This window comes from Nonomuraea sp. NPDC048901 (assembly GCF_040649695.1).
GTDB lineage: Bacteria > Actinomycetota > Actinomycetes > Streptosporangiales > Streptosporangiaceae > Nonomuraea.
On record NZ_JBEZFW010000004.1, the window covers coordinates 166,616 to 190,946 of the forward strand.

At 64.4% G+C, this 24,331-nt stretch carries 12 protein-coding genes; 4 read left to right on the plus strand and 8 right to left on the minus strand.

What is annotated here, in order from left to right:
* Positions 1 to 22 precede the first annotated feature (22 nt).
* The 8 genes from AB0C30_RS14675 to AB0C30_RS14710 all read right to left on the minus strand — a co-directional run bounded on the left by AB0C30_RS14675 (position 23) and on the right by AB0C30_RS14710 (position 15,721).
* On the minus strand, positions 23 to 1,267 hold the full coding sequence (locus AB0C30_RS14675) for a bifunctional glycosyltransferase family 2/GtrA family protein (protein WP_357943404.1): 1,245 nt from the start codon (positions 1,265 to 1,267) through the stop codon (positions 23 to 25).
* On the minus strand, positions 1,264 to 4,500 hold the full coding sequence (locus tag AB0C30_RS14680; RefSeq protein WP_357943406.1) for an efflux RND transporter permease subunit: 3,237 nt from the start codon (positions 4,498 to 4,500) through the stop codon (positions 1,264 to 1,266). Before AB0C30_RS14680 ends, AB0C30_RS14675 begins: the two co-directional genes overlap by 4 nt.
* A 334-nt stretch (positions 4,501 to 4,834) precedes the next feature.
* Complete coding sequence (locus AB0C30_RS14685) at positions 4,835 to 5,506, minus strand: response regulator transcription factor (protein ID WP_357943408.1); 672 nt, start codon at positions 5,504 to 5,506, stop codon at positions 4,835 to 4,837.
* Between the two features lie 25 nt (positions 5,507 to 5,531).
* On the minus strand, positions 5,532 to 6,692 hold the full coding sequence (locus AB0C30_RS14690; protein WP_357943410.1) for a sensor histidine kinase: 1,161 nt from the start codon (positions 6,690 to 6,692) through the stop codon (positions 5,532 to 5,534).
* Positions 6,693 to 7,772: 1,080 nt separating this feature from the next.
* Positions 7,773 to 9,434: a hypothetical protein gene (locus AB0C30_RS14695; protein WP_357943412.1), complete on the minus strand. Its 1,662-nt coding sequence runs from the start codon at positions 9,432 to 9,434 to the stop codon at positions 7,773 to 7,775.
* Between the two features lie 680 nt (positions 9,435 to 10,114).
* Entirely contained in the window at positions 10,115 to 11,695 is a 1,581-nt protein-coding gene (locus AB0C30_RS14700) for a hypothetical protein (protein ID WP_357943414.1), read from the minus strand.
* 166 nt (positions 11,696 to 11,861) lie between these two features.
* Positions 11,862 to 14,072, minus strand: coding sequence for an AIPR family protein (locus AB0C30_RS14705; RefSeq protein ID WP_357943416.1), 2,211 nt, complete (start codon positions 14,070 to 14,072; stop codon positions 11,862 to 11,864).
* Entirely contained in the window at positions 14,069 to 15,721 is a 1,653-nt protein-coding gene (locus AB0C30_RS14710; protein ID WP_357943418.1) for a DUF6119 family protein, read from the minus strand. Before AB0C30_RS14710 ends, AB0C30_RS14705 begins: the two co-directional genes overlap by 4 nt.
* A 140-nt stretch (positions 15,722 to 15,861) precedes the next feature.
* Between AB0C30_RS14710 and AB0C30_RS14715 the strand changes: the two genes are divergently transcribed.
* The 4 genes from AB0C30_RS14715 (at position 15,862) to AB0C30_RS14730 (ending at position 24,259) form a co-directional block, all read left to right on the plus strand.
* The gene (locus AB0C30_RS14715; protein WP_357943420.1) at positions 15,862 to 17,805 is read left to right on the plus strand and encodes an N-6 DNA methylase; all 1,944 of its coding nucleotides are present in this window, start codon (positions 15,862 to 15,864) and stop codon (positions 17,803 to 17,805) included.
* A gap of 90 nt (positions 17,806 to 17,895) precedes the next feature.
* Positions 17,896 to 19,890: a class I SAM-dependent DNA methyltransferase gene (locus tag AB0C30_RS14720; RefSeq protein WP_357943422.1), complete on the plus strand. Its 1,995-nt coding sequence runs from the start codon at positions 17,896 to 17,898 to the stop codon at positions 19,888 to 19,890.
* A complete protein-coding gene (locus tag AB0C30_RS14725; protein WP_357943424.1) occupies positions 19,887 to 21,110 on the plus strand; it encodes a hypothetical protein in 1,224 nt (407 codons plus the stop codon). Before AB0C30_RS14720 ends, AB0C30_RS14725 begins: the two co-directional genes overlap by 4 nt.
* Positions 21,111 to 21,112: 2 nt before the next feature.
* Positions 21,113 to 24,259 (plus strand): type I restriction endonuclease, encoded by a 3,147-nt coding sequence (locus AB0C30_RS14730; protein WP_357943426.1) that lies wholly within the window; start codon positions 21,113 to 21,115, stop codon positions 24,257 to 24,259.
* The last annotated feature ends 72 nt before the right edge of the window (positions 24,260 to 24,331 follow it).

Sequence of the window (24,331 nt, forward strand, 5' to 3'; positions counted from 1 at the left end):
GTACGTCACTCTCTGGAAAGGATCAGGGGGTGCTGCGGCGGAAGACGGCCAGCCGCAGCACCAGGAAGCGGACAACGGTGACCAGCACGGACGAGGCGGTGAGCACCAGCGTCTCGGCCGCGGCCGACGCCTCGGGCTGTACCTCGCGGAACAGCAGCACGGCGGCGGAGGTGATGACGTACCCGAGCAGGAACAAGGCACCGGCTCCCAGGTGCGCCCGGCCAGCCCCCGTACCGGACCAGCGGAAGGTGAGACGGCGGTTGGCCTCCGTGTTGAGCACGGTGAGGACCAGCAGCGACACCAGGTTCGCGAGCGCAGGCGGCCACCAGGCGCGCAGCAGCCAATAGAGCAGGGCCTGACCGGCCGTCGAGAGCACGCCGATCGCCACGAAACAGCCGACCTCCCAGGTGATCCGGGAGCGTGCCCTGCTGGGAGCCAGTACGGCGTCGGGGTGCTCGGCGGCTGGGGCGGGGCGACTCGGCAACGGAGCCCGCGCGGCGCCCGACGCCTTCATGCGGGCCACCCGCCACAGCCCGCGCAGATCGTCCGTGGCGGTGCTGACGACATCGACCCGGGTGTCCACATCCTCGACCCAGTCGACCGGGACCTCGTGGATGCGCAGCCCGTTGTGTTCGGCGAGCAGCAGCAGCTCGGTGTCGAAGAACCAGGCGTCGTCCTGCGTCCGTTCGAGGAGCGGGCCGAGCACGTCCGTACGCGCGGCCTTGAAGCCGCACTGCGCGTCACTGAACCGGGCTCCGTGAGTGAGCCGGATGATCGCGTTGTAGCAGCGGGAGATCAGCTCGCGGCGCGGTCCGCGCACAGTACGCGCCCCGGGAGCCAGCCGACTGCCGATGGCGAGGTCGGAGTGGCCGCTGGCGAGCGGGGCGATCAGCGGCATCAGCGCGTCCAGGCGTGTGGACAGGTCGACGTCCATGTAGACGACGATGTCGGCCTCGCTCGCGCCCCACACCGTACGCAGCGCGAGCCCGCGCCCTTTCCTGTCGAGGTGGACCACGTTCGTGCCGGGCAGCTCGGCGGCCAGTTCCCGGGCCACCTCCAGCGTCCGGTCAACGCTCGCGTTGTCCGCCACGGTGAGCCGCCAGGGGAACGGCATCCACTGACTGAGGTGTGCGTGAAGGGTACGCAGACATCCTGGGAGCGCCCGCTCCTCGTTGTAGACGGGGATGACGATCTCGACCGTGGGATGCGGAAGCTTCGAGGGCTGGAAGTCCCGGAGGACGCTCCGGCCGCGGGTCGTGTTGGTCATCGATGTCCTCCGGAAACAACTGCCGGCTCCCCGGGGGTCTCGGCAATGGGTGGTACGGCAGATCGCGGCGCGCGTCTGGCCCGGATCTTCTCCTTCCGGCTTTCGACCATGGTGTACAGGGTTGGGACCAGGATCAGCGTGAGCAACGTCGAACTGATCAGCCCGCCGATGACCACGATCGCGAGCGGCTTGGAGATGAACCCGCCGCCACCGGTGATGCCCAGAGCCATCGGCAGCAGCGCGAAGATCGTGGCCAGCGCGGTCATCAGGATGGGCCGGAGCCTGTTGCGCCCGCCTTCCACGACGGCCTCATGCAGCGGCATCCCCTGACCGCGGTACTGGTTGATCAGGTCCAGCAGCACGATGGCGTTGGTGACCACGATGCCGACCAGCATCAGCAGCCCGATCATCGCCGCCAGCCCGAGCGACGTACCGGTGATGAGCAGCAGCCCGATCGCCCCCGTGGCGGCGAACGGGATCGACACCAGGAGCAGCAGCGGCTGAATGAGGCTGCGGAAGGTGGCGACCATGACGAAGAACACCAGCGCGATGGCCGCCACCAGGGCCAGCCCGAGGCTGCCGAAGGCTTCGTCCTGGTCGGCGCTGGCACCGCCAACGGAGTAGGTGGCGCCGGCGGGCAGTGTCAGCTTGGCGAGCCGGCTGTCCAGGTCCGCGCTGATGGCGCCGAGGTCGGCACCGGTGCTCTTGCCGGAGACGGTGACGGTACGCTCCCCGTCGACACGGCTGACCGAAACGGGCCCGTTGACCTGCTTGACCTCGGCCACGTCGGCGAGCTCCCCCTTCCCGGGCAGGTCGAGCTTGCGCAGCTCGCCGAGCGAGACGGGCGCGTCGCCGGTGTCCACGACGACGTCGGCGGTGGTGCCGTCGAAGGTCAGCTGCGTCACGGTGCTGCCACGGAACGCCTGGGAGACCAGCTGGCCGACAGCGGCCTCCGTGAGGCCGCGCTCCGCGGCCTCCTTGCGATCGACGGTGACGTCGATGCGGGGCGCGGTCTCGGCCAGACCGCTGGTCACCTCGGTGACGCCGGGGATGGCCGACATGGTCTGCTGTACGACTCGCGCCGCGTCGCTCAACGTGTCCTGTTCACTGGCGTGTACCAGGACTTCGAGCCCGTCGCCGCCGAAGCCGCCCGTCTCGCCGATGCTGATCTCTCCGGCGTCGGGCAGCTTGCCCAGCTGGTCGCGCAGGATGTTCTCGACGGCCGCGGTGTCACTGTTCTCGCGCAGGGTGAGCGAGTAGCTGGCGCGGGCCGTACCCCCGCCGCCTCCGTTCGGACCTGCGCCCGCGAACCCGACGCCGCTCGCGCCGCCTACGGTGACCTGGTACGACTTGACCGCGTCGAGGCCGGTCAGGACCTTCTCGACCTCCTTGGCCTTCGTGTCGGCCGCAGCCAGGGAGGTGCCGACGGGCAGGTTCTGGGTGATGTTGACCGTGTCCTGCCCCGCGTTGTCGATGAAGCTGGTCTCCAGCCGGGGGACCAGGGCGAGCGTGCCAATGAGGATCGCCAGAGCACCGGCGACCGTCGTGAGCCGGTGCCGGGTGGCGAAGCGGATCACCGGGACGTAGGCGCGCTGGAGCAGACTGCGGCGCTCCTTCTCCTCCGCCTTGTGCCGGTCACCGTTCTTGGGCGGCTTGAGGAACCAGTAGCTCAGCACCGGTACGACGGTCAGCGACACCAGCAGAGACGCTAGCAGGGCCACCGTGACGGTGATGGAGAACGGGCCGAACAGCTCGCCGACGAAACCACCGACAAAGGCGATCGGCAGGAACACCGCCACGGTGGTGAGGGTGGAGGCGGTCACCGCGCCCGCGACCTCGCGTACACCGTTCTCGATCGCCTGCCGTTTCTGCTCGCCGTAAGAGAGATGGCGTTTGATGTTCTCCAAGACCACGATCGAGTCGTCCACGACGCGGCCGATGGCGATGGTGAGCGCGCCGAGAGTGAGCATATTGAGCGAGTAGTCCCAGGCCCATAGCGCGATCAACGCGATCAGCACCGACAGGGGGATGGAGACTGCGGTGACCAGCGTGGAGCGCAGCGAGAACAGGAAGACCAGGATGATCAGCACGGCCATGGCCAGGCCCAGCAGTCCCTCGGTGGTCAGGCTCTCGATCGACTTCTCCACCTCCGGCGCCTGGTCGTAGACGATGGTGAGGGCGGCGTCCGTGCCTAGGGCGGAGGCTAGGGCGGGCAGCTTGGCGCGTACGTCCTCGGAGATCGACACGGCGTTGCCACCGGGCTTCATGGTGATCGAGACACCCAGGCTGGGCTTGCCGTCGGTGCGGGTGAGCGTGGTCGATTCGGCGAGTCCCAGCTTCACGGTGGCCACGTCGCCGAGCCGTACGGGCTTCGGCTTGTCGGCCTTCTCGGTTTTTGCGGCATTTGCGGCGGTCGGGGTGGCCTGCGGCGAGCCTGGCCGCTGATCCTGGCCTGCGGGTTGGGCCTGGGCCTGAGGCTGGGATGCCTGCGCGGCGGGGGCGAGGTAGAGGTCCTTGAGGTCCTTGATCGACTCGAACCTGCCGCCGACCTGGACGCTCAGCGTCGTGTCCGCATGGGTCAGGGATCCGGCGGGAATCGGCTGGCCAGCACCCTGGATGGCGGTGGAGATCGCGCTGGTGTCCAGCCCCTTCTTCTTCAGCTCATCGGCGTCGGGGGTGATGGTGATGACCTGATCACGGGTACCCGTGACGGAGGCCTCCTTGACCCCCTCGATGCCGGTGAGCGTCGGGACCACATGGGTGGTCAACTGCTCGGCGAGCCGCTGCTGCGACTTGTCGGAAGCAGCGGCGAGCTGGATGACCGGCAGGTCGTCGGTACTCCCCACGACCACCTTCGGCTCAACCCTGTCCGGCAGCCGGTCGGCCAGCCCGCTGACCACCTGCTGGATCTTGCTCTGCGCGTCGTCGATGTCGGTCCCGAAGTCGAAAGCCACCTGAACCGTCGCGCTGGACTCCCGCGAAGTCGAGTTCACCCCGGTGACGCCGGTGACCCCGCGTACCCCCTCCTCCAGCGGCACTGTGACCCGGTCCTCGACGATCTCCGGAGCGGCGCCGGCGTATGACGCCACGACCGATACCTGGGGGAACGACAGGGAGGGCAGGAGTTGCTGCTGCAGCGCCGGGGTGACGTAAACGCCGAACGCGAGCACCACGACCGTGATGAGCGCGATGAGCCCCCGTTGGGCAAGGCTCAATCTAGCCAGAAACGACATCTTTCCACTTCTCTTCGCATGGGGTCAGATCGCACGGTGCGCGGGAACGGGCGAGCCGGAGGGGACGCACTTGGGGCGCTACTTCAAGCCTCAGGGCCTGGCTTTGGGTGGACGTCCGCCTGGGGGAGGGTTCTGGACTGCGGCGATCGCAGTAGACGCGGGCGTGGGCTACTGCGTCCGCGGTTCTTGGGCGATCAGCTAGCCCGCGCGCGTGGTTCCCGGGCGGTCAGTTGGCCCGCAGTTCTCGGGCGATCGGCGGGCGCAGTGGCCTCCGCCTGCGGTTCGCGGGCGATCAGGGGGCGCGGTGGCCCGCGCCTGTGGCCTTTGGGGGCGATCAGCGGGCTTGAGGACGGACCAGACCGGTCTCGTACGCGATGATTACCAGCTGGGCGCGGTCGTGGGCCTTCAGCTTGGTCATGGCTCGGTTGACGTGCGTCTTGGCGGTCACCCGGCTGATCCCCAGCAGATCGGCGATCTCGTCGTTGGTACGCCCGTGGGCCACGAGGATCATCACCTCGCGCTCGCGCTCGGTGAGCACAGCCAGGTCTTCGGGCACGTGCTGGGCCGAGACCCCGCGCCCGTCCAGGAAGCGGGTGATCAGACGTCGAGTCGCCAACGGTGACAGCAGCGCCTCGCCCCTGGCCACCACCCTGATCGCCTCTTGCAACTCGCCGGCCTCCACACTCTTGCCGAGGAACCCGCTGGCACCCGCCTGCAGCGCGGCGAAGACGTACTCGTCGATCTCGAACGTGGTCAGGACCAGCACCCGGACCCCGGCCGTGGCCTCATCGCGGGTGATCTCCCTCGTAGCGGCCAGACCATCCATTCCGGGCATGCGAACGTCCATCAGCACCACGTCGGCCATAGTCTCCCGCGCGAGCCGTACGGCGTCATGACCGTTGGCAGCCTCGCCGACCACCGTCAGGTCGGGCGCCGAGTCGATCAGCACCCGGAACCCGGCCCGGACCAGCGCTTGGTCGTCTGCCAGCAGCACTTTGACGGTCATGGCCTGTACTCCCTCAAGACGGTCGTCACCTGTTCTTCCTCGAGGTGGGGAGCACGGCATGCACCCGAAACCCGCTGCCGTCCACGGGCCCAGCGAGGAAGGTCCCATCGACCGAAAGGGCCCGCTCCCGCATACCGATCAGCCCGTGACCGGTCCCGGAAGAGACCCCACCCGCATCACTCTGACCCTGACCGTCGTCGGCGACGTCGACGATCACCTCGTCGGACGCATAGTCGATCCGCACAGTCGCGGTCGCCTGCGGCGCGTGCTTGCTCACGTTGGTCAGCGCCTCCTGAACAATCCGGAACGCGGCGAGATCCACAGGAGCGGGCAACGGTCTCGGATCGCCGTAGATGAGCCAACCCAGCTCCAGCCCGGCCGCAGTGAAGGAGTCGACCAGCTCAGGCAGCCGATCCAGCCCCGGCGCGGGCTCGGTCAGCAGCTCCTCGCGGCTACCCGGCCGCCGCAGCAGCCCCACTGTCGTCCGCAACTCATCCAACGCCTCCTTGCCCGCTTCGCGAACATGACCCAGCGCTGTACGGGCCTGCTCGGGTTCAGTCGCCAGCAAATGCGCAGCTACCTGCGCCTGTACGTTGATCAGCGCGATGTGATGGGCGAGAACATCGTGCAACTCCCGCGCGATGTACAGCCGTTCCTCCATCACCCGCCGTTCGGCCTCCTCCTCACGCGTCTCCTCGGCCCTGCGCGCCCGCTCCTCGATGGCGGCCACATAGGCCCGGCGGCTGCGCAGCGAGTCCCCGACCGCGGTGGCCATACCAATCGACGCGATCGGCGCCAGCATCTCGGGCGTCAACAACGCACTTCCACCGAACACCACCCTGGCCACGGTGATGACGAGCGCGGCAAGCCCTCCGTAGGCCCACGCGTGCCGGCGCGGGACTCGCGAGGCCACCGTGTACATCGCGATCGCCGACCCCAGGTTCAGCAGGCTCCGCCCGCCGTCGATCACGGCGTAGACAACGAACCCGGCGACGGTGACGGCGAGAACGGCACGGGGCCACCGCCGACGAAAGACCAGAGCACCGCAGACAACCGAAGCCAGCGCGATGTCGTAAGCAGTGAGAGGCTGCATTTGACCGCGCCACTCCGCCCCAGCCGGCTGGGGCGGGCCGGGCGCCAGCAGTGTCATCGCATACACGCACACGGCCAGGATCGTGTCGGCCACATAGGGCCGGGAAAGGAGCTCCCGCCGCAGCCAGGTCACGGTACGCACCCCTAAACAGTAGGTCTGACCTGGGCGAATTCCCTCATGCTGTGGTACCCATCGGCTCTACTGCGACCGTAGTATGGCCGGGTCGGGGTCCGACGAAGGTACACATTCGGGCCTGCACCCAAGGTCACGGAGGCGAACTGGCCTGGCGGAGCCAGCGCGCCCCTTCCCAGCAGCCGCAGCTATGGCCCCCTTCACCGGGCAGGCTTGAGGGGCCGCTCAGGATGGTCACGGTGTCGGGGAGAACCGCGGCCGAAACATCGATGACGGGCGGACCACGGCCGGGACGTCGACGCCGGGCGGGGCACTGCGGTACGACTGCGCCAGATCGGGTGGGAGCCGGTGAGGGTGGAACAGGCATCCACACACCGCGCGGGGGATACTTCATCATGCTGTTCGGTAGCGGCGTCGCCTCGGCCTGGCGGCTCGGCGGGCCGGCGCAGTCAGCGACTGCGGCGGCGCTTTCGGGTGGCAGAAGTACCTGCACCCGCTGAATTACCTGATCGGCGCTACCGTCCTGGATCGCCCGGTCGACGGCTTCGGCCTGTCCGACGGGCTGATGCTGGCCGAGCCGGGCTGCTTCGCGTTGCCCTTACCCCTCGCCGATCACGCGCCCAGCCTGCTGTACTCCTACCTCACCGTCGACATTGACGGCGAGTCCGCCCGCCGATCGAGTCCATCCGCGCCGCCTTCGGTCCTCAGCCCGCAGGCTCTCTCCTGGAGAGCCTGTCCAATCGCTACGAGCGGACTCTGAAGCCCTGTTCGACACCGTGTGGCAGGTCCAAATTTGGCAAGAGCGCATCGCTTGGCTCGCCCGCACGACGAGTCGTGAATTTGGCGAGGTTACGGCCACACCTGTGAGTTTCCTTGCGAGACAACGGCCAAGGCGTAGTTGGCACGACGCCCTCTTGGCGTGGGTCGCTTGTTCGACGCCGAACGATCCCGTGAGTGGCTGTTGCTGCACGGGCATCGGCGTGCGCCACATCGACTCGCCCTCCATCGCGCATAAACTGCTCGCATCCTCCCCAATTGGAGTCATCGGACGTCCATGAGCGTTTCGCTGACGACCATAGCCCGCCAGAGTTCTTGGACCGAGCGGCATAGTAGTCGCAGCCGCTGAAGGTCCTTGGCCCTCAGCCAATCGGAAAGAATCCGGATAGTGATTGCCTGGTTCATCGTAAACCGCGGATCCAGGGTAGCGAGGGCATCTATCGCAGTATGAACGCGCTGCCGAGATTCATCTGAAGTGTGCGTGAAGTAGTTGCGGGCTTCTCTAAGGACCTTGTACTGCAGAGCTACTTCGTTAGGCACGGAATCCAGCTCTGCTTGAGCGTCTGGTTGGAGCCAGCCATCATTCAGGCGCGGATCTCCTGCTCCCAAACCGTCAATGTACTTGTCCGTCAGGACGTCCGCCGGTGAACCTTCTGCCAGCGCGAGGCGCTGCTTTTTAGACAGAGAATCCCCTTCCAGAATGCGTCTGACCGCATCAGCGTCGGCGGCTACCACCGCGCGTAGCCAGGTCCTTCGCCGGAACTCGAACTCCTCCACATAGGAGCGCAGAAAGTTCCTGACGACGGCCGACGCCCTGGCTTGCGGGGTGGCGTCAAGCTCCTCTACGAAGCGCTTCCATTCGTTCTGTGCATCGTGGAGGGCACGAGTGCTGTGCGGTATCCGGTTTACCTTTGAAGCCCTCTGTTCATGGGGAGGCCTGTCAGCGGCCCAACGGACGTTGCTCCAAGTCTTGTAGCGGAGACGGACGGCTCCCCAAGATGGTCTGTCATACCCGGCGCGGTCCTCGAAATCGACCCACCGCTGGTATCCCTCGATGCTCGGCACGTGGTCGTGGGTCTTCGAGTAGTCGAAGTAGTCGGAGATCGCTGATGCGTAGTCCTCCTCCTGATACTTTAAGGGACCACGGGGGCGGCCCTTCGAGCTCGTATTGAGACCGATATTGCGCAAGGCGTCCGCCCAGTATCCGTCGCCGAGTCGCTTCATGACCGTGAGGCCTGTTGGCGGCCAGAGAAAGGGTTTTCCGGCTACAGGCAAAATCCACTCGCTGATGACTTGGAGACGCAACTCGTCGTAGCGTTTCCTCGTGATCGTTGCGTCGGGGCTATCGCGGCAGAAGGCACGTGTGGTCGCGATGAGGCACAGCGTCGAGGCAATGTCGGGGCGGGGTACACCCTGCTTCCCGAGTGCTGCCGAGACCTCCCGCGTCTCCTCGAAGTCATCTGCTATCAGTGCGGCCTTGGGGTCGCTGGCCAGGTCGAGGCTGCGTCCCAGCAGGTACCAGACTGCGGCCTCGGTGACCTTCACCGAGAAGAGTGCGGCGTCTCGGGCGTGCCAGTGTCCGAAGACAGCATCACTGGCGCAGATGCCCTTGCCAACGATGGTGATGTCGACGTCAGGCAGAATCAGCTGGAAGCGGGCGATGACCTCGGCGCGGGACGTGCCGGAAGCCGCGAGCGTCGCGATGGTCCCTTTGTACTCGGACACAAAGGACGCGACGGCTTCCGTCAGGTGTTCGACGGGAGGTCTGCGATCGCGTGGCCTTGAGGCCGCGCCCACCTGCTGCAGGATCTGATGAACGCGTGGACCGGTCAGGCCGTACAGTTCGCCGATCTCCCGCTGGCTCATTCCTTGCTCGGACAGCCGTTTGATCTGAATGTCGCGCATGTCCTGCATCGGCTGCAGCACAACCCCTCCACGGGTACAACAGAAGCTGACCGAGTCAGTCTCTAGGCTTTCCCCTTACAGAGATCTACTATCTGCGCTCCTCGATCGGTTGTCGGCGAGTTAGCCGATTAGGGCGATGGACCAGCGCAGGATGCAGACCGCCGAAAAGATCAAGGTTTAGCCGACGGGCAGCACGGAGGTGGTGACTGCGCGTTCACGACCGGCTGCGGTGAACCTGTCCACCCCGACATTGTGAGTTGGCTCCTCCCTACCTTGATCAGAGGTGGCAAGTGCCAGTCTGCGCAGGTGGTTGACCTGGGTAGATAGCCCAAGCAGGACATGGGTTATGCAAGATCATCCCGCGCACTTCCCCGGGCCTAGGCAGAGGGAACCACGTCATCCGATGGCATGGTGAACGTCGAGTAGGGAGATGTCCCGTTAGGTCTTGGTGGTTGAGGGTCGGATCGGTCTGGGGGCGGTGAGCACTCTGTGACTGCGCCTGCTGTGCCGAGTTGGCTACGTTCCCCAAGCCCTCGATCAGGTCTCGTCCGGATCGGGGCTGAGCAGACGACCGCAGGCTGCCGCCCGTGGTGAATGGAGTAGTCCAGGGACGGGACGTCTTCCGCCACAAAGTCTGCCACCGAGGCCAGATAACGGGAGCTCGCGGTTATCCAGCCTGACTGGCCTCTTTTTCCAGTATCTCACTGATCCGTAATTTGTACAGTGATGCTAAGCAAGTTGCGGGGGTGTGTTCGGCTATTATTGTTTCTTCCATCCGCGATAGCCAACGTCTCGGGATTTGTGCTGGCTGTCCACATGCCAATAAGGACATCGCACAAGTAGCTTCCGAGTGGGATTGCAACGTGTCGGATGTCTCTGTAGCGGGCTGTGAAAGTCCCTGCCTTGGGGGCGCTGCGGCCATTGCGTAGTGCTAGAAGCATCTTGGCGGGGACTACGTAAACATTTCCTACTTGGGCAATCAGCCAATAAACGGCGGTTGCGCTACAATGAAGCAAATCTTCGAGCTGTGCAATATCGATGCGCCAGGAATCGGCGCGAGCGCTAGAAACTTGGCCCGAACCATGTAGCAACTGCGTCTTTTTGACTTGAATAAGATCGCCAAATCGAATCTCGGCATGCGAGGGCAACGTAATGTTGACGACAATGCCAAGGTCGGCACCTAGTCCATTCTCTTCATTTTTCGGCACAGTTCGGCGCTCTACCTCGATCCTAGGTCTAGAACCGGCAGGCGCGGCCAGGTGGAGCGCGCGATCGACCGACTTCATGTTCGTTACCAGCAGCGATAGAAGGTTTTGAGTAAGGCCCTCCTCTTCGGCGGCACCTTCTGCTTCTACCACGTCGGCGAACTCTTCCAATGCTCGACACGAGGCGCCGCGCAGCATGCTCTCAACGTCCAGGTCGCTGAGCCAAGTTGCTGAGGGTGCTTCCAAAGGCCGCGGGAATTGATGGCGACGTCGGTCCAGCAGCGTCGCTGCGGCATCTAGCAGCCATTCCTGCCCTCTGGCAGGGTCCGTGCCAGCCGCGATCGCCTTGATCCCTTGAGCCCGAAGTGTCATTCGGCTCGGCGAGGCATTCGCAACATTTTGCAGAGAATCGATGATCTCTGGATGCAAATCCATCAACTTCAATGTCATGGCAACGTCGAGGTGATCCAGAAAGGGGCCGACTGTCAAAATCCAGCCCAAGGATAGGATCCAACCATCAGGATGCTCGTTGATGCTTTCATCTAGGCGGCGAAGCCATTCTGCACGCTCTACCTCATAATCGCGTGGAAGAACCGCCAGGACGCCCAGAATATGCCAAAGAGTGGCGATCTGATAGCCCTTTTGTGTCAATCCAGAAATATACAGATCGTGGGGATTCCAGCCGTGTGGCAAGCCCCACGAAGAGAGCTTTAGCTCGCGCCGAGTGCGCTCAGCTCGTATCAGTCCTTGAGCAATGCCAAGCACAACAGAATGCGACTCCAAATCCGAGGCGGGCCAGAGGCGATTAATTACTACCGCCCTTTGAACCAGGTCTGGCAGGTACTCCATTGTGAGAACCTGCTCTGGCAACTCCTGCAGTAGGAACGCCTCAAACTGGGTGGGGTCTCCATGAATGTAGGCTGCCAATGACTTTACGGAAATCTCGTCGACTTCCAAATTTGACGGATCGCGAGAAGACCAACAGATATTATCCAAAGAGCGTTTGACTTGATGCCAGTCCATCAATTCCTCCTTGTCATGGAACTGCCACGAACGGGCTTCGTCGGATCTTTCCACAGGGGTGGAGGCTGACCGGGCGCGTCCACGGCGCCGGGATCTTCAAGAGCTGATCGGAAGACTGCGAGCGCGGGCGCGAGCCGGCGACGATCGCGGGGCGCGACTTCACCCGCGGCTGCGATGTCCGATTAGGTGGCCTTTGCGAAGGGGGCTCCCAAGGCAATCGCTACTCCGAGTCCTCATCGCGTCGGGCAAGCACCTTGAGCGCAAGCTGCCAAAGCGAACCTTCCCCGGGCACTACCCAGCGGGATGGGCCTTGAACCGCAACCGGCCGTGTCTCTGGATCCCAGCCTGCACGGTTCCAGATCTCCGTTACGAGGCCCGTTGGGGAGTACCTCTGGCCGTCGACCGACCAGAGGAGAGGCTTGGATCGGTCGTTAACCCATGCGGCTTTGCTCCGGCGGGAATCCTCCGCGAGCCAGGCGGCCACCGCCTCCTGTTCTGGCCTGGTCGCGTGGACGAATTCGAGAATGGTTCCCTCTGCGAGTCGCCCCGCGTCGACGAGTGTGGGAACAGCGTTAGGCCGACGCACGCGAGGTTTCCTGGGGGCTGGACGATACTCGGCCGGCAGGTCTGGTGTGGAGTCGTTGCCACTGATGGCCAAGAGCACTCGTGCGGTCAAAGTGCGACAGCGTTCAGGATTCGCGAACGTGCTGCTCACAAAGGACGTCGGGCCGAACTCTACATCCGTGTAGTGGATCAGCCAGGTCAATGCTTCGTGGACGAGTTCCGGCACGCGGTTCAGAGCCGCGCTGACGTCGAACTCCGGGCTGTCGATGTCGCTCGATTCGAGCTGTTGGAATACGACGTGGGTAATCAAGAGATCGGCGTGTTCCGCTATAGCCTGCGCGCGTCCCTCGCGGTCGCCTTTACTCTCCTGAAGTGCGCTGCCAACGGCTCTCATCACGAGGACGGAGTGCCAGATCTGGTGGGCACCTGGGGCAGGTTGAAAAAGCAAGGTGTACGCGCCCGTCGGCCCGGTCTCCCATAGGAGATCAGTGTTCCTCCTTGCTCGGACCGCAAGATCAGGATTGCGGTGAGCGCACGCTAGGGCAGTCGCGGCGTGAACGACAGAGCAACCCATTGCCGGGAGAGGATCTAGCTCGCCTCGCCGGAAGGTATAGTTCTTGTCCAGCGTCAGTGCAAAGTCCTCACGGATGGCAGCTTGCGCAGGATCAAGGGCGACCACGATATCCCTGCGCTCGACGCGGTTCTGAGTATTCGTCGCACGGGTGACCGTCAATCCAAAGCCCTCGGGGCAGTCCTTCGTGGTGATGACCTTGACCCCCACGAAGGCATTCCCCGCCGCCCCGGGATCGCTACGCATGGCTTCGGCGATGGCGGTGACGGTCTGAGCGCCATTGACAACACTCGCACCATGCATGTCCAACGCGACAGGGCCTTGACTGGCGAGGCTCCACGCATGGCGTTCTGCCAGGTCACACAGGACGGTGATCCCATTGTTCAGGTACCAGAAGTCCTGCGGTGTCTTGATGAGGGTCTCTACGAGCCCGTGGTTGACATCGGTGAGGCCTAGCGATTGCCGGATGTTCTGCGAGAACAGTCGATCGCCATGATCCTCGTGCCACTTGGCGATCTCTGCTACGGCGACTCTTCCCTGATATGCCTCGTAGGGCTCCCCTAGGGGCATCCACTTGTCCATGCGGGCCACGAGGCTGATCGGCGGCTCAGCAAGATCGTCGCGAACGGCTTCCCAGACCTGCTGTGCTGACCATACGTCGTAGTCGAGCTTCTTGTCGTAGTCGGTGTTGAACTCACCCTGCACATCTTGGAAGCAGTCCACAACCTCGCGGGAGAGCATGCCCGGTCCCATGAGCACGGTGACTAGGGTGATCTTTCCGCGCGGATCCTTCAGAACGGCCTTCACCTGTTCCGCATGGCGCTGGAATCGCTCATTGAACCGCTCGAACTTCTGTTGATCAATGAGTCGCAGTCCCTGCACGAACTTGAGCGCCTCGGCGACCCCGAAGCCGGCCGTGCCCTTGTCACTCCACTTGCTTTGGATGAGATGGAGATGCAGCCCCCCGTCAGTGAACGCGATCCCATCGATGCCCAGATCCCCGCGTCCATCGATGAGGGTGTCGGCTGCCGCGGAGCTGTCGCAGCGAACTAGCTTGCGGGCTACCAGCGCTGCGAGGGCACGACTGAGGAACTTCCTCTCGTACTCGTCCTTGCTCATCTTCTCGGCATCGTCCATGCCGATCAGTTGGACGAACTCCTTGCGCAAGGCTTCAGCGACTTGGAGAACCTGCACCGGCATGCCGTTCTGCTTGCCCACGCATCCACCCTTCGGCAACGGTTCAACCTTGAGATAGTGCCAGCGGCGATGGGCCTTCGCCATGGACTCTGCGGTCACGTTCTGAACACTTCCGAGGAGTCGCTCGGGATACCGACGACCTCGACGATCACCCCGTGGTCTCGCCGGAGTGTATCGGCGAGTGCGACGAGCGCGACCTGGGCAAACGGGTAGAGCGAGTCCGGTGTCAGCTCCTTATCCTTGAGGAGGATGGCCAGCACGACCTTGCTCGGGACGAAGTCTTCCGGCACGGTGAGCAGTCCGCCGCTCAGCTCTGCTACCTTCGCGCTGAACTTCGCCCGAGCATCTGGCTCGCTGTACAACGTCCGGGTCGAGATCAGCGCCTGGGCGAACTGGTGGCTGAGGGGCTCCGAGCTGTGAGCCGCTTTGACATGCACAAGCGTGTGCCGGTCGGTCAACCCGTCGCACGCCTCGTAACCCTTGCCCCGGCGCTGCTGCCGGGTCCGGCTGAACTGGCGATCAAGGCACAGGTACCGGCCTCGTCCGAACGTGTTCTGCATGCGCACGTTGTAGTCCTCCTCGGACTCACCAGCCCGCCACGGCAACATGGTCACCTCCGACTCGGGCACGATGAGCTCCTGCAGGCGGCGCCGCATCGACTCGACGTAGCCGGCACCGCACTCGTACCATTCCCCGTCGCTGAGCTGGTAGATGCGTGACCCAATCGCCGCCACGGCCTCGAACCAGCGGATGGCCCGGGCCCTGCCGATCGGCTCCTTTCCTTCACGGTCGGCACACATCTCGACGGTCCCGTCGCGGAGCGCGGCGGAGGGGCTGGTGCAGTACTGCACCTTGCACCGCCGGCGGAGGTCGTCAAGGTCGAGCTCCTCCCGGACGATCGCGACGCTACCGACCTTGATGCGGTATGAGCGAGCCTCGTGGCGCAGGTCGACCAGGGCGGCCGGGACTGCCACACGCAGCCGGGCGTCGCCCTTCCCGCGGAGTGCCTCATCCAGCAGCGCGTCCAGCTTGTCGCGGAGCGGCTCGGAGCCCACCGGCCGGATGGCTTCCAGCCGTTCGAAGTCGGGTGGCACCTCGCGCTCGCTGATCTCGTTCAACCGGTGCAGCAGGGCTCGAAACGCCGTCGGCTCCAGCGGGATGGGCAAGCGCAACCCGTCCGCACCTTCGACAGAGACGCTTTCCCGGTGGCTGAGACCGAGGTCGGCGGCCTTGATCAGGCCGCCGAGCTTCTTGACCAGCTCGGCGTAGTCTCGGATGCCGACGCCACCGATGGGGATGCCGTCCGGGACGTAGGTGGAGTCGTGCCGTGGCAGGCCGCCGAGCGCCCGTCGGTCCACGTCGCGCACCCGTGCCGGGTCGACCGCACGCAACGCGCAGCGCAGACCGAAGCCCGGCTCACGGGAGTCAGTGACCGCGAGGTACCCCTGACCGAAACCGATCGCATAGACGTATGGCTCCGCCGCCACGATCAGTACCGCCTCGCAGTCCTGCCTGATCAGCGGAAGCGATATGCCTGTGAGCGCGGAGAGGCCAGGAGTCCACCCGGCCTTGGATGGTGGGTGCTGGCGGAAGTAGAGAACCGCTGGCGAACCGTCGATGTCGAGCTCCATGACATCGACGCCCGGAGCCGCGAGGCGGCCGGTGGAGGTGGCTTCGAACATCGCGTCCGCAGTGGGTGCGATGCCGGCGAGTCGGTAAACGGTGGCGGGCAGGGTCGCGGGTGCCATGGCATGCTCCAAGGGGAAGAGAGTGAGAGGAGAACCGCTTGCACCGAGTATGACTGAAAGCGCTGTTAAAAAGTTCCCGCTTGGCTAAGACTGCTTTTCACGGTTACCATCACGGCAGTCGCCAAGGGAACGAGGAGACCATGTCGCAGCAGCCGGTGTACGTGACCGCCGCCGAGATCTCCCGGCTGGCGGGGGTCACCAGAGCCACCGTCAGCAACTGGCGGCGGCGTCACGCGGACTTTCCCGCTCCCGCCGCTGGAGCCGACACCAGTCCGCTCTACGACTTGGATGCCGTGCGGGTCTGGTTGGCAGTTCACGGGCAGACGAAATCGGGTTCTGCTCTGGCTGAGCTCCGTACGCTGCTACGGCTCCGGCAGGGAACCGCGATCGCGCACCAGCTTCTGCCCTTCGTGCTCACTGCTGTGCAAGCCGAGCGCGACCTGACCGCCCTGCCGGACAAGGCGCTCGCCGAAACGGCCAACCAGGCCGTGGCCAGTCTCGCTGACCTCCCGGGAAGCTCCACGCTGACCTATGAGACCGACGATGCACCGGTGCTCCGAGCCATCGTGAGCAGCGTGCGCGACGAGGGCGGTCCTGCTGTCGTTGACGTTTTGGCCGAACGAGAGCTCGCCGACAGCAACTCCCCTGGCGCCTTCACCACCCCACGCCAGCTCGCTGACCTCATGGCAGCCCTGCTGCGGACCGATGACCACTACCCCGAGACGGTGTTCGACCCTGCCTGCGGCGGCGGGTCACTCCTCGATGCTGCCGGCAGCCGAGGAGCGACCGAGCTGCTCGGGCAGGATCGGCTGGAGGTGCAGGCGCTGCGCAGCACTATCCGCCTGACACTGTCCCGCCCGGAGGCCTTGACGCTGGTGCGTGCCGGCGACAGTCTGCGCGTCGATGCCTTCCATGGGCTGAAAGCAGACGCGGTTCTGTGCAACCCACCGTTCGGGGACCGCGAGTGGGGCCACGACCAACTGGCTTACGACCCTCGCTGGACGTACGGCACGCCGGCCCGCGGTGAAAGCGAGCTGGCATGGGTACAGCACGCACTCGCCCACCTTGCCCCTGGTGGCCACGCGGTGCTCCTGCTACCGCCGTCCACGGCCACGCGCACGCCGAGCCGGAAGATTCGCACCGAGCTACTCAAAGCAGGTGCCATCCGAGCCGTGATCGCCCTGCCACCCGGCCTCGCAGTCCCGCTGCACGTCGGCCTTCACCTGTGGGTGTTGCGCAATCCCCCTCCGAGTGCGGCTGCCGAACCGATCCTGATGCTCGACCTGTCCGAAGGAAGCGGCGACGAAACGCCCGCTTGGGAGACCCTCACGGGCACCACCCTCGCCACCTGGCGGGCCTTCCTCAACGACCCGGCCGAATTCGAACCGGTGCCCGGCAGAGCAAGAGCGGTCCCCGTGGTCGAACTCTTCGGCGACAACGTCGATCTCACACCGATCCGACACCTGCACCGTGCGCAACTTGACCCGGCAGAGGTTTCTCGGCAGGCCGCTCTCCTGCTCAGCGAGCTCTCCCAGAGCCATGCCGATCTGGACACGGCGATCTCGTCTCAACGATGGGCTGCGTCAGACCAGCCGAGGACGTGGCGCACCGCCTTGATCAGCGATCTCGTCCGGGGCGGCCTGCTCGCCGTTCTCCGGCCTGAACCGGCCACGCCGGTCATCGTGGCGGCGGGCGACGTTCTCCTTCCGAAGGGGATCGCCTCGCGAGAGCGAGCGAGGTTCCGGGTGGCTGATGATCGCCACGCGGGAGCCATGCTGGGCGCCGACCTGGTCGCCCTCCGGGTCGACCCGTCCCGGCTGGACCCGTGGTTCCTGGCCGGCTTCTCGCTCACGGAGGAGAATCTCGCAGCCGCATCCGGTCTGCGTTCCTACATCCCCATCGATCCGCTGCGGTTCAAGGTGCCACTTCTCCCACTGGAGGAGCAGGTCCGGTACGGCTCCGCCTTCCGTGAGCTGCACCGGTTGGAGGAGGCAGCCCGGCACATGCACGAACTGGCCGCCGAAACCGCCAGGACCGTCTCCTCAGCCCTGACCGGCGGTGGGCTGACACCTCCGCAACATTGAGTTTTCCGCTGGATCAGCCCTCCCACTCTTCGCATTCCCCTCACACTTGAGGACACTGTCCTCCCGGTCGCCACGAGAGAAGGACCCCCGTTGGACCTCGGTAAGCACTCCCAACTGTCCAACCACGCCTGGGCCGTCGCCGACCTGCTGCGCGGTGACTATCGCAGGCATGACTACGGCAAGGTGATCCTGCCGTTCACAGTGCTGCGCCGCCTAGAGTGCGTTCTGGGCTCCACCCGCGACGCAGTCGCCGACGCCGCCGACAAGGGCGAGGAGCGCGAGTTCTTCCTGCGCCGGGCGGCCGGGCATAACTTCTACAACATCAGCCGCTACACGCTGAAGAAGATCGCGGGTGACCCGAAGCACGCCGCCTCGCTGATGAACCAGTACGTGGCGGCCTTCTCCGACAACGCCCGCGAAGTGCTGGAGAAGTACGACTTCGCCCAGCAGATCAAGAAGCTGGACGAGGCCGATCTGCTCTACCAGGTCATCGGCAAGTTCACCGACCTCGACCTAGACCCGCGGGTGGTCTCCAACCAGGCGATGGGCTACATCTTCGAGGACCTGATCCGGCGCTTCGCCGAGGCTTCGAACGAGACCGCGGGTGAGCACTTCACCCCGCGTGAGGTCATCGAGCTGATGGTCAACCTGCTCATCGCACCCGATGCCGACCTGCTGCGCGACAGCGGTGTCGTACGCACCGTGCTCGACCCCGCGTGCGGCACCGGCGGCATGCTCAGCGCCGCCGAGGAGCACATCAAGACGTTCAACCCCGGCGCGACCGTCAAGGCGTTCGGCCAGGAGCTCAACCCCGAGTCCTGGGCGATTTGCCGCTCGGACCTCATGATCAAAGGCCAGGACCCGGACCACATCGCCTTCGGCAACTCCTTCACCGACGACGGCCACCTGCGGGAGCGGTTCGACTACCTGCTGGCCAACCCGCCGTTCGGCGTCGAGTGGAAGAAGATCAAGACCCAGATCGAGGACGAGGCGGCACGCGAACCGGAGGGCAAATTCCAGGCCGGTCTGCCCCGGATCAACGACGGCTCGCTGCTCTTCCTCCAGCACATGATCTCCAAGATGAAGACGCCCGCGCTGGGCGGCAGCCGCATCGCGATCGTCTTCAACGGCTCCCCGCTGTTCACCGGTGCTGCCGGTTCGGGCGAGTCGAACATCCGCCGCTGGATCCTGGAGAACGACTGGCTGGAGGCGATCGTCGCCCTGCCCGACCAGCTCTTCTACAACACCGGGATCTCCACCTACTTCTGGATCCTCAGCAACCGCAAGTCCCCCGATCACCAGGGGAAGGTCATCCTGCTGGACGCGCGGGAGTATTGGCAGAAGATGCGCAAGTCTCTCGGTGACAAGCGCAAGGCGATCGGCGAGGACCAGGTCAGAGAGATCACCAGACTGTACGGTGAAGCGCTCAGCGTGGCCGACGACCCTGAGCACCCGTTGCACGGCAAGGCCAAGATCTTCCGCAATGAGGATTTCGGCTACCGCCGCATCACCGTCGAGCGGCCGCTCAAGCTCCGGTTCGAGCTCACCGAAGAGACTCTCGCTAAGGTACGGACCTCCCTGACGGTCTACAATCCGATCGCCGCCGGCAGCGACATCGGTGTCAGCGACCAGCTTGAGGCGATCCGCCCACTGCTCGGCTCCACATGGTGGACGAAGGCCGAGGCCTTCTCCGCTCTGCACGCGGCGGTGGCCGCTGCCGGGAGGCCGTGGCCGTCGAAGGCGCCGTTCCTTAAGTCGCTTCGCGACGCCATCGGCGTGAAGGACCCGAAGGGCGAGGTGCAGCGCAAGAAAAAAAGCGACCCAAACCTAGAACCCGACCCGGACCTGCGTGACTTTGAGAATGTTCCGTTGGACGAGGACGTCGAGGAGTACCTGAAACGCGAAGTTCTCCCGCACGTTCCCGACGCCTGGATTGACCACGAGAAAACTAAGATCGGCTACGAGATCCCATTCACTCGCCACTTCTACGTATACACGCCACCCCGTCCGCTGACCGAGATCGACGCTGATTTAAAGTCTCTCGAAGCCGAGATCCGAGCCCTCCTTAGCGAGGTAGCCGAATGAATCTCCCCAGCAGTTGGGCAACACGTCGTTCCCGCTTCTGCTTTTCGCTGTCTGACGTGCGTGGAGTCGAGGCTCCACTAGCCTCTGCAACGAAGGATGGCGTTCTCCTTCGCGACGACCTGGAGTTCTCCGTCTGGAATCCCCTTTCAGAGACAAGCAACTATAAGCTGGTAGAACCCGGCGACTTCGTAATTGGCCTTCGGTCCTTCCAACATGGGATCTCCCATTCGGAAATTCGAGGAAATGTTAGTCCGGCATATACCGTACTACAGCCAGGTTCCGAAATTACCCCGGAGTTCTTTAAGTACTACTTCAGGTCAGGGTTTTTTATATCGCAACTAGCCAGCATCACGCAGGGAATTCGCCAAGGACAAGCCATTGACATTGAAGCTTTTCGCAACCTGTCCTTTCCAGTGCCAGAACTGCATGAGCAACGACGGATCGCGGGCTTCCTCGACGCCGAGACTGCTCGTATCGACCGCCTCTCGATGCTCCGTTCCCATCAGATCCAGCTGATCTTGTCGCGCACGATTAGCGCCCTCTCCGAGACCTATGAGGTCTGCGTCGTCAAATACGGTGCGATTCGCCTGCGGTACACCCTGATGAGCATCGAGCAAGGCTGGTCGCCACAGTGCGATGATCGGCTAGCAGAAGACGGTGAGTGGGCAGTAGTAAAGGCAGGATGCGTTAACACTGGCATATTCGACCCTCTTCAGCACAAGGCACTTCCACCAGAGACCGCCCCACGACAGGAGTATCGCCTTTATCCGGGCGATCTTTTGATGTCAAGGGCAAGCGGATCGCGGGACCTGATCGGCAGCGTCGGAATAGTGGGGGACTACGAAGGCAACCTCCTCCTATGCGACAAGGTCTATCGAATTCGCCTCAACGAGACCCGAATGAGACCCGCTTTCGTAGCGAATATGTTGCGCAGCCATCGTGTTCGCGAACACATCAAAAACGGCATCTCTGGAGCCGATGGCATGGCCAACAACCTACCGACCAGCGTCGTCAAGGATTGCGAGCTTCCGAATATCCCTGTCAATCAGCAGGATGAGATTGCTCTGGGCCTTGAAAGAGCCGCAGAGGAGAGCCGGCGAGCGCGGTCCATGCTTGAGCGGTCGAGAGGACTACTAGCAGAACATCGACAGGCACTGATCACGGCGGCAGTGACCGGGCAGTTCGATGTGTCATCGGCGAGCGGACGTGGAGTGGAGTAGTGATGGCTGCGAACCACAACGAGGAAGCCTTTCGGAGCGCGATCCTCGCCGAAATGCAGCAGCGTGGCTGGGAGGTGGGCCATCACTCGGACTATCGAGTCGATCTTGGCCTGGCCACCGCTGAACTGTTCACCTTCATCGGCGCGACCCAAATCGACGAGTGGAACCAGCTCATCACCCTCTACGGCAACGAGCCCGATGCCGCCCAACAGGGTTTCGCCAAACGGCTGAACCAGGAGATCGCCACCGAAGGCGTCCTCAACGTGCTGCGGAACGGCGTGAAGGATCGCGGCGTCCGTATCAGGCTGGCCTACTTCAAGCCGAACCTGGTCGAATCCGACGACGTGCTGACCAACTACCGGGCTAACCGGCTGACGGCCATCCGGGAGATCGCCTACGCCACCAAAGCGGCGGACCAGGGCCACCGCCTGGACCTGGTGCTGCTCGTCAACGGCATCCCGGTCGCCACCGCCGAGCTGAAGAACCCGCTCACCGGGCAGGGCGTGGAGCAGGCCAAGGAGCAGTACAGGGAAAAGCGCGACCACACCGAGCCGATCTTCGCCCAGAAGTCGGTGGCGAACTTCGCCGTCGACCCTGACCAGGTCTTCGTCGCCCCGAGACTGCGCGGCAAGAACACGCCGTTCCTTCCCTTCAACACGGGGTCGGAAGGCCCTGGCGAATCCGGCGGCACCGGAAACCCGACGCCGACCGTACCGGGAAAGTATCCGACCTCCTACCTGTGGGAGCAGGTGTGGGAGCGTGACAACTGGCTGGACCTGCTGGAGCGCTTCGTCCACCAGCCCAAGGACAAGAAGGGCAGCGGACGCTCGGCGATCGTCCCCAGGTTCCACCAGTGGGACGCCGTCAAGAAGCTCACGGCGCATGCCGTACGGCATGGAGCCGGCCACAACTACCTGGTGATGCACTCGGCCGGCTCCGGCAAGTCGAACACGATCGCCTGGCTGGCGCACCGCCTGAGTGCGCTGCACACGGCGACCGATGCCCGCGAGCTCGATCCCGCAGCGGTGGCCAAAGGGCTCAAGCCCGGCGTTCCGGTATTCGACAAGACGATCATCATCACCGACCGGCGCAACCTGGATGCCCAGCTCCGCGAGACGGTCGGCAGCTTCGAGCAGACCGCCGGGCTCGTCATCAAGATCGACGAGCGGCAGGGGGCGAAGTCAGCGCAGCTGGCAACCGCGCTCTCCAAGGAGAGCGGGAAGATCATCACGGTGACCCTAGCCACCTTCCCGGTGCTGGTGGAGTACCTCAAGGACAACCCGACCGAGATCAAGGGCCGAACGTTCGCGATCGTCGTGGACGAGGCGCACTCCTCCCAGTCCGGCGAGGCCGCCAAGGCGGTCCGCGCCGCGCTGCGTGATCTCGGCCTGGACGCCGAGGACGAAGCCCAGGGCGCCACCAGTGTGGACGCCATGCTGAAGCAGAGCGCCGCCGAGCGTAGCATGGCCTCCAACATCTCCTACTTCGCCTTCACGGCCACGCCGAAGGCCAAGACCCTGGAGCTGTTCGGCAAGCTGGCGAAGGTCGACGGCGAGGAGAAGTACAAGCCGTTCCATACCTACGCGATGCGGCAGGCGATCGAGGAGGGCTTCATCCTCGATCCGCTCCGCGCCTACGTCACCTACGACACCTTCTGGAAGCTGGTCAGCAACAACCCCGACGACCGGGAGGTGGACAAGTCGAAGGCCAGTCCACAGCTGGCCCGGTACGCCCTTACCCATGATGCGACCGTCGCGCAGCAGGCGGTCGTCATCGTCGAGCACTTCCTGGCCCACACCCGAGGCAGGATGGGCGGACGGGCCAAGGCGATGGTCGTCACTCCATACCGGGTCAGCGCGTTGCAGATGTCACGTGCCATCAAGGAGGAGCTGGAGATCCGCGGCAGCGACATCGGAGTGCTGGTCGCCTTCTCCGGTAGCCTCGACCACGACGGCGACAAGGACATCACCGAGGTCAAGGAGAACGGCGGCCTCGGCGAGGACGCCCTGCCCAAGGCGTTCGCCTACACCCGCGCGGACGACAAGGTCGTGAAGGCCGGCGGCAGGGGCCGCGCCGAGTATCGGATCCTGGTCGTGGCCGACAAGTATCAGACCGGCTTCGACGAGCCGCTGCTGACCACGATGTACGTCAACAAGAAGCTGGCGGGCATCGCCGCCGTGCAGACCCTGTCGCGGTTGAACCGGACCGCTGAGCGCAAGTCACAGGCGGACCTGGCCGTCATCGACTTCGTCAACGACGCCGAGCAGATCAGGGACTCCTTCCGCCCTTACTTCGAGGAGGCGGAGACGCTCCCCTCGGACCCAAACCTGCTGTACACGGCGTTGAGCAAGGTCATGGGTCACCAAGTGCTCTACAAGCAGGAGATGCTCGCCTTCGCCGCAGCGCTCTTCGCGGCCGATGAGGCCCGGGTCTCTCGCGAGAAGCTGCACGCTGAGCTCTACCGGCTGCTCGCGCCGGCGGTCAGCCGGTTCAAGGACCTGCTGGACAGCGAGGATGAGGACGACCAGGAGAAGGCCGAGGACTTCCGGTCCGACCTGGACGCCTATGTCAGCAAGTACGGATTCCTCTCCCAGGTCATCCCCTACCAGGACGAGGACCTGGAACTGCTCTACGTCTACGGCCGTTACCTGCTGGCCCGGCTCCCCCACGGCGCCAGGGGTGACGTGGACCTGGGCGAGATCGACCTCACGCATGTCAAGACCGAGAAGACCGGCGAGCACGACCTCGGCCTCACCCCGGAAGGCGCTTCCATTCTCAAGGGCTTCGGCGACGGTTCCGGCCGGTCCAAGGAGGAGGAGAAGTCGCTGCTGTCGGAGCTGATCGAGAAGTTCAACGAGAAGTTCGGCACCAGCTTCACCGAGCAGGACATGATCGTCCCGTTCAACGAGACCGTCGCCGACCACGAGGTACGGCAGGCCGCCGTCGCCAACGTGGACCCGGACAACTTCGGGCACGTCTTCAACAAGGTCTTCGAGGAGAAGGTCGCCGACCACGTCGACAACCTGAAGACGCTCGGGGACAGGTTCTTCGACAAGGACCCCACGTTCAAGGTCGCGCTCACCAAGACCGCCCGCCGGGCGGCCTGGCGGCTCATCCGCGAGCAGGAGGGTCTCGACGACGTGGCTTGATGGCTTCTGTTGGACAGTCGAGCTCTTCCATGGTCACACTGATCACCAAACGTGCTGAGGACGACTCGTGGA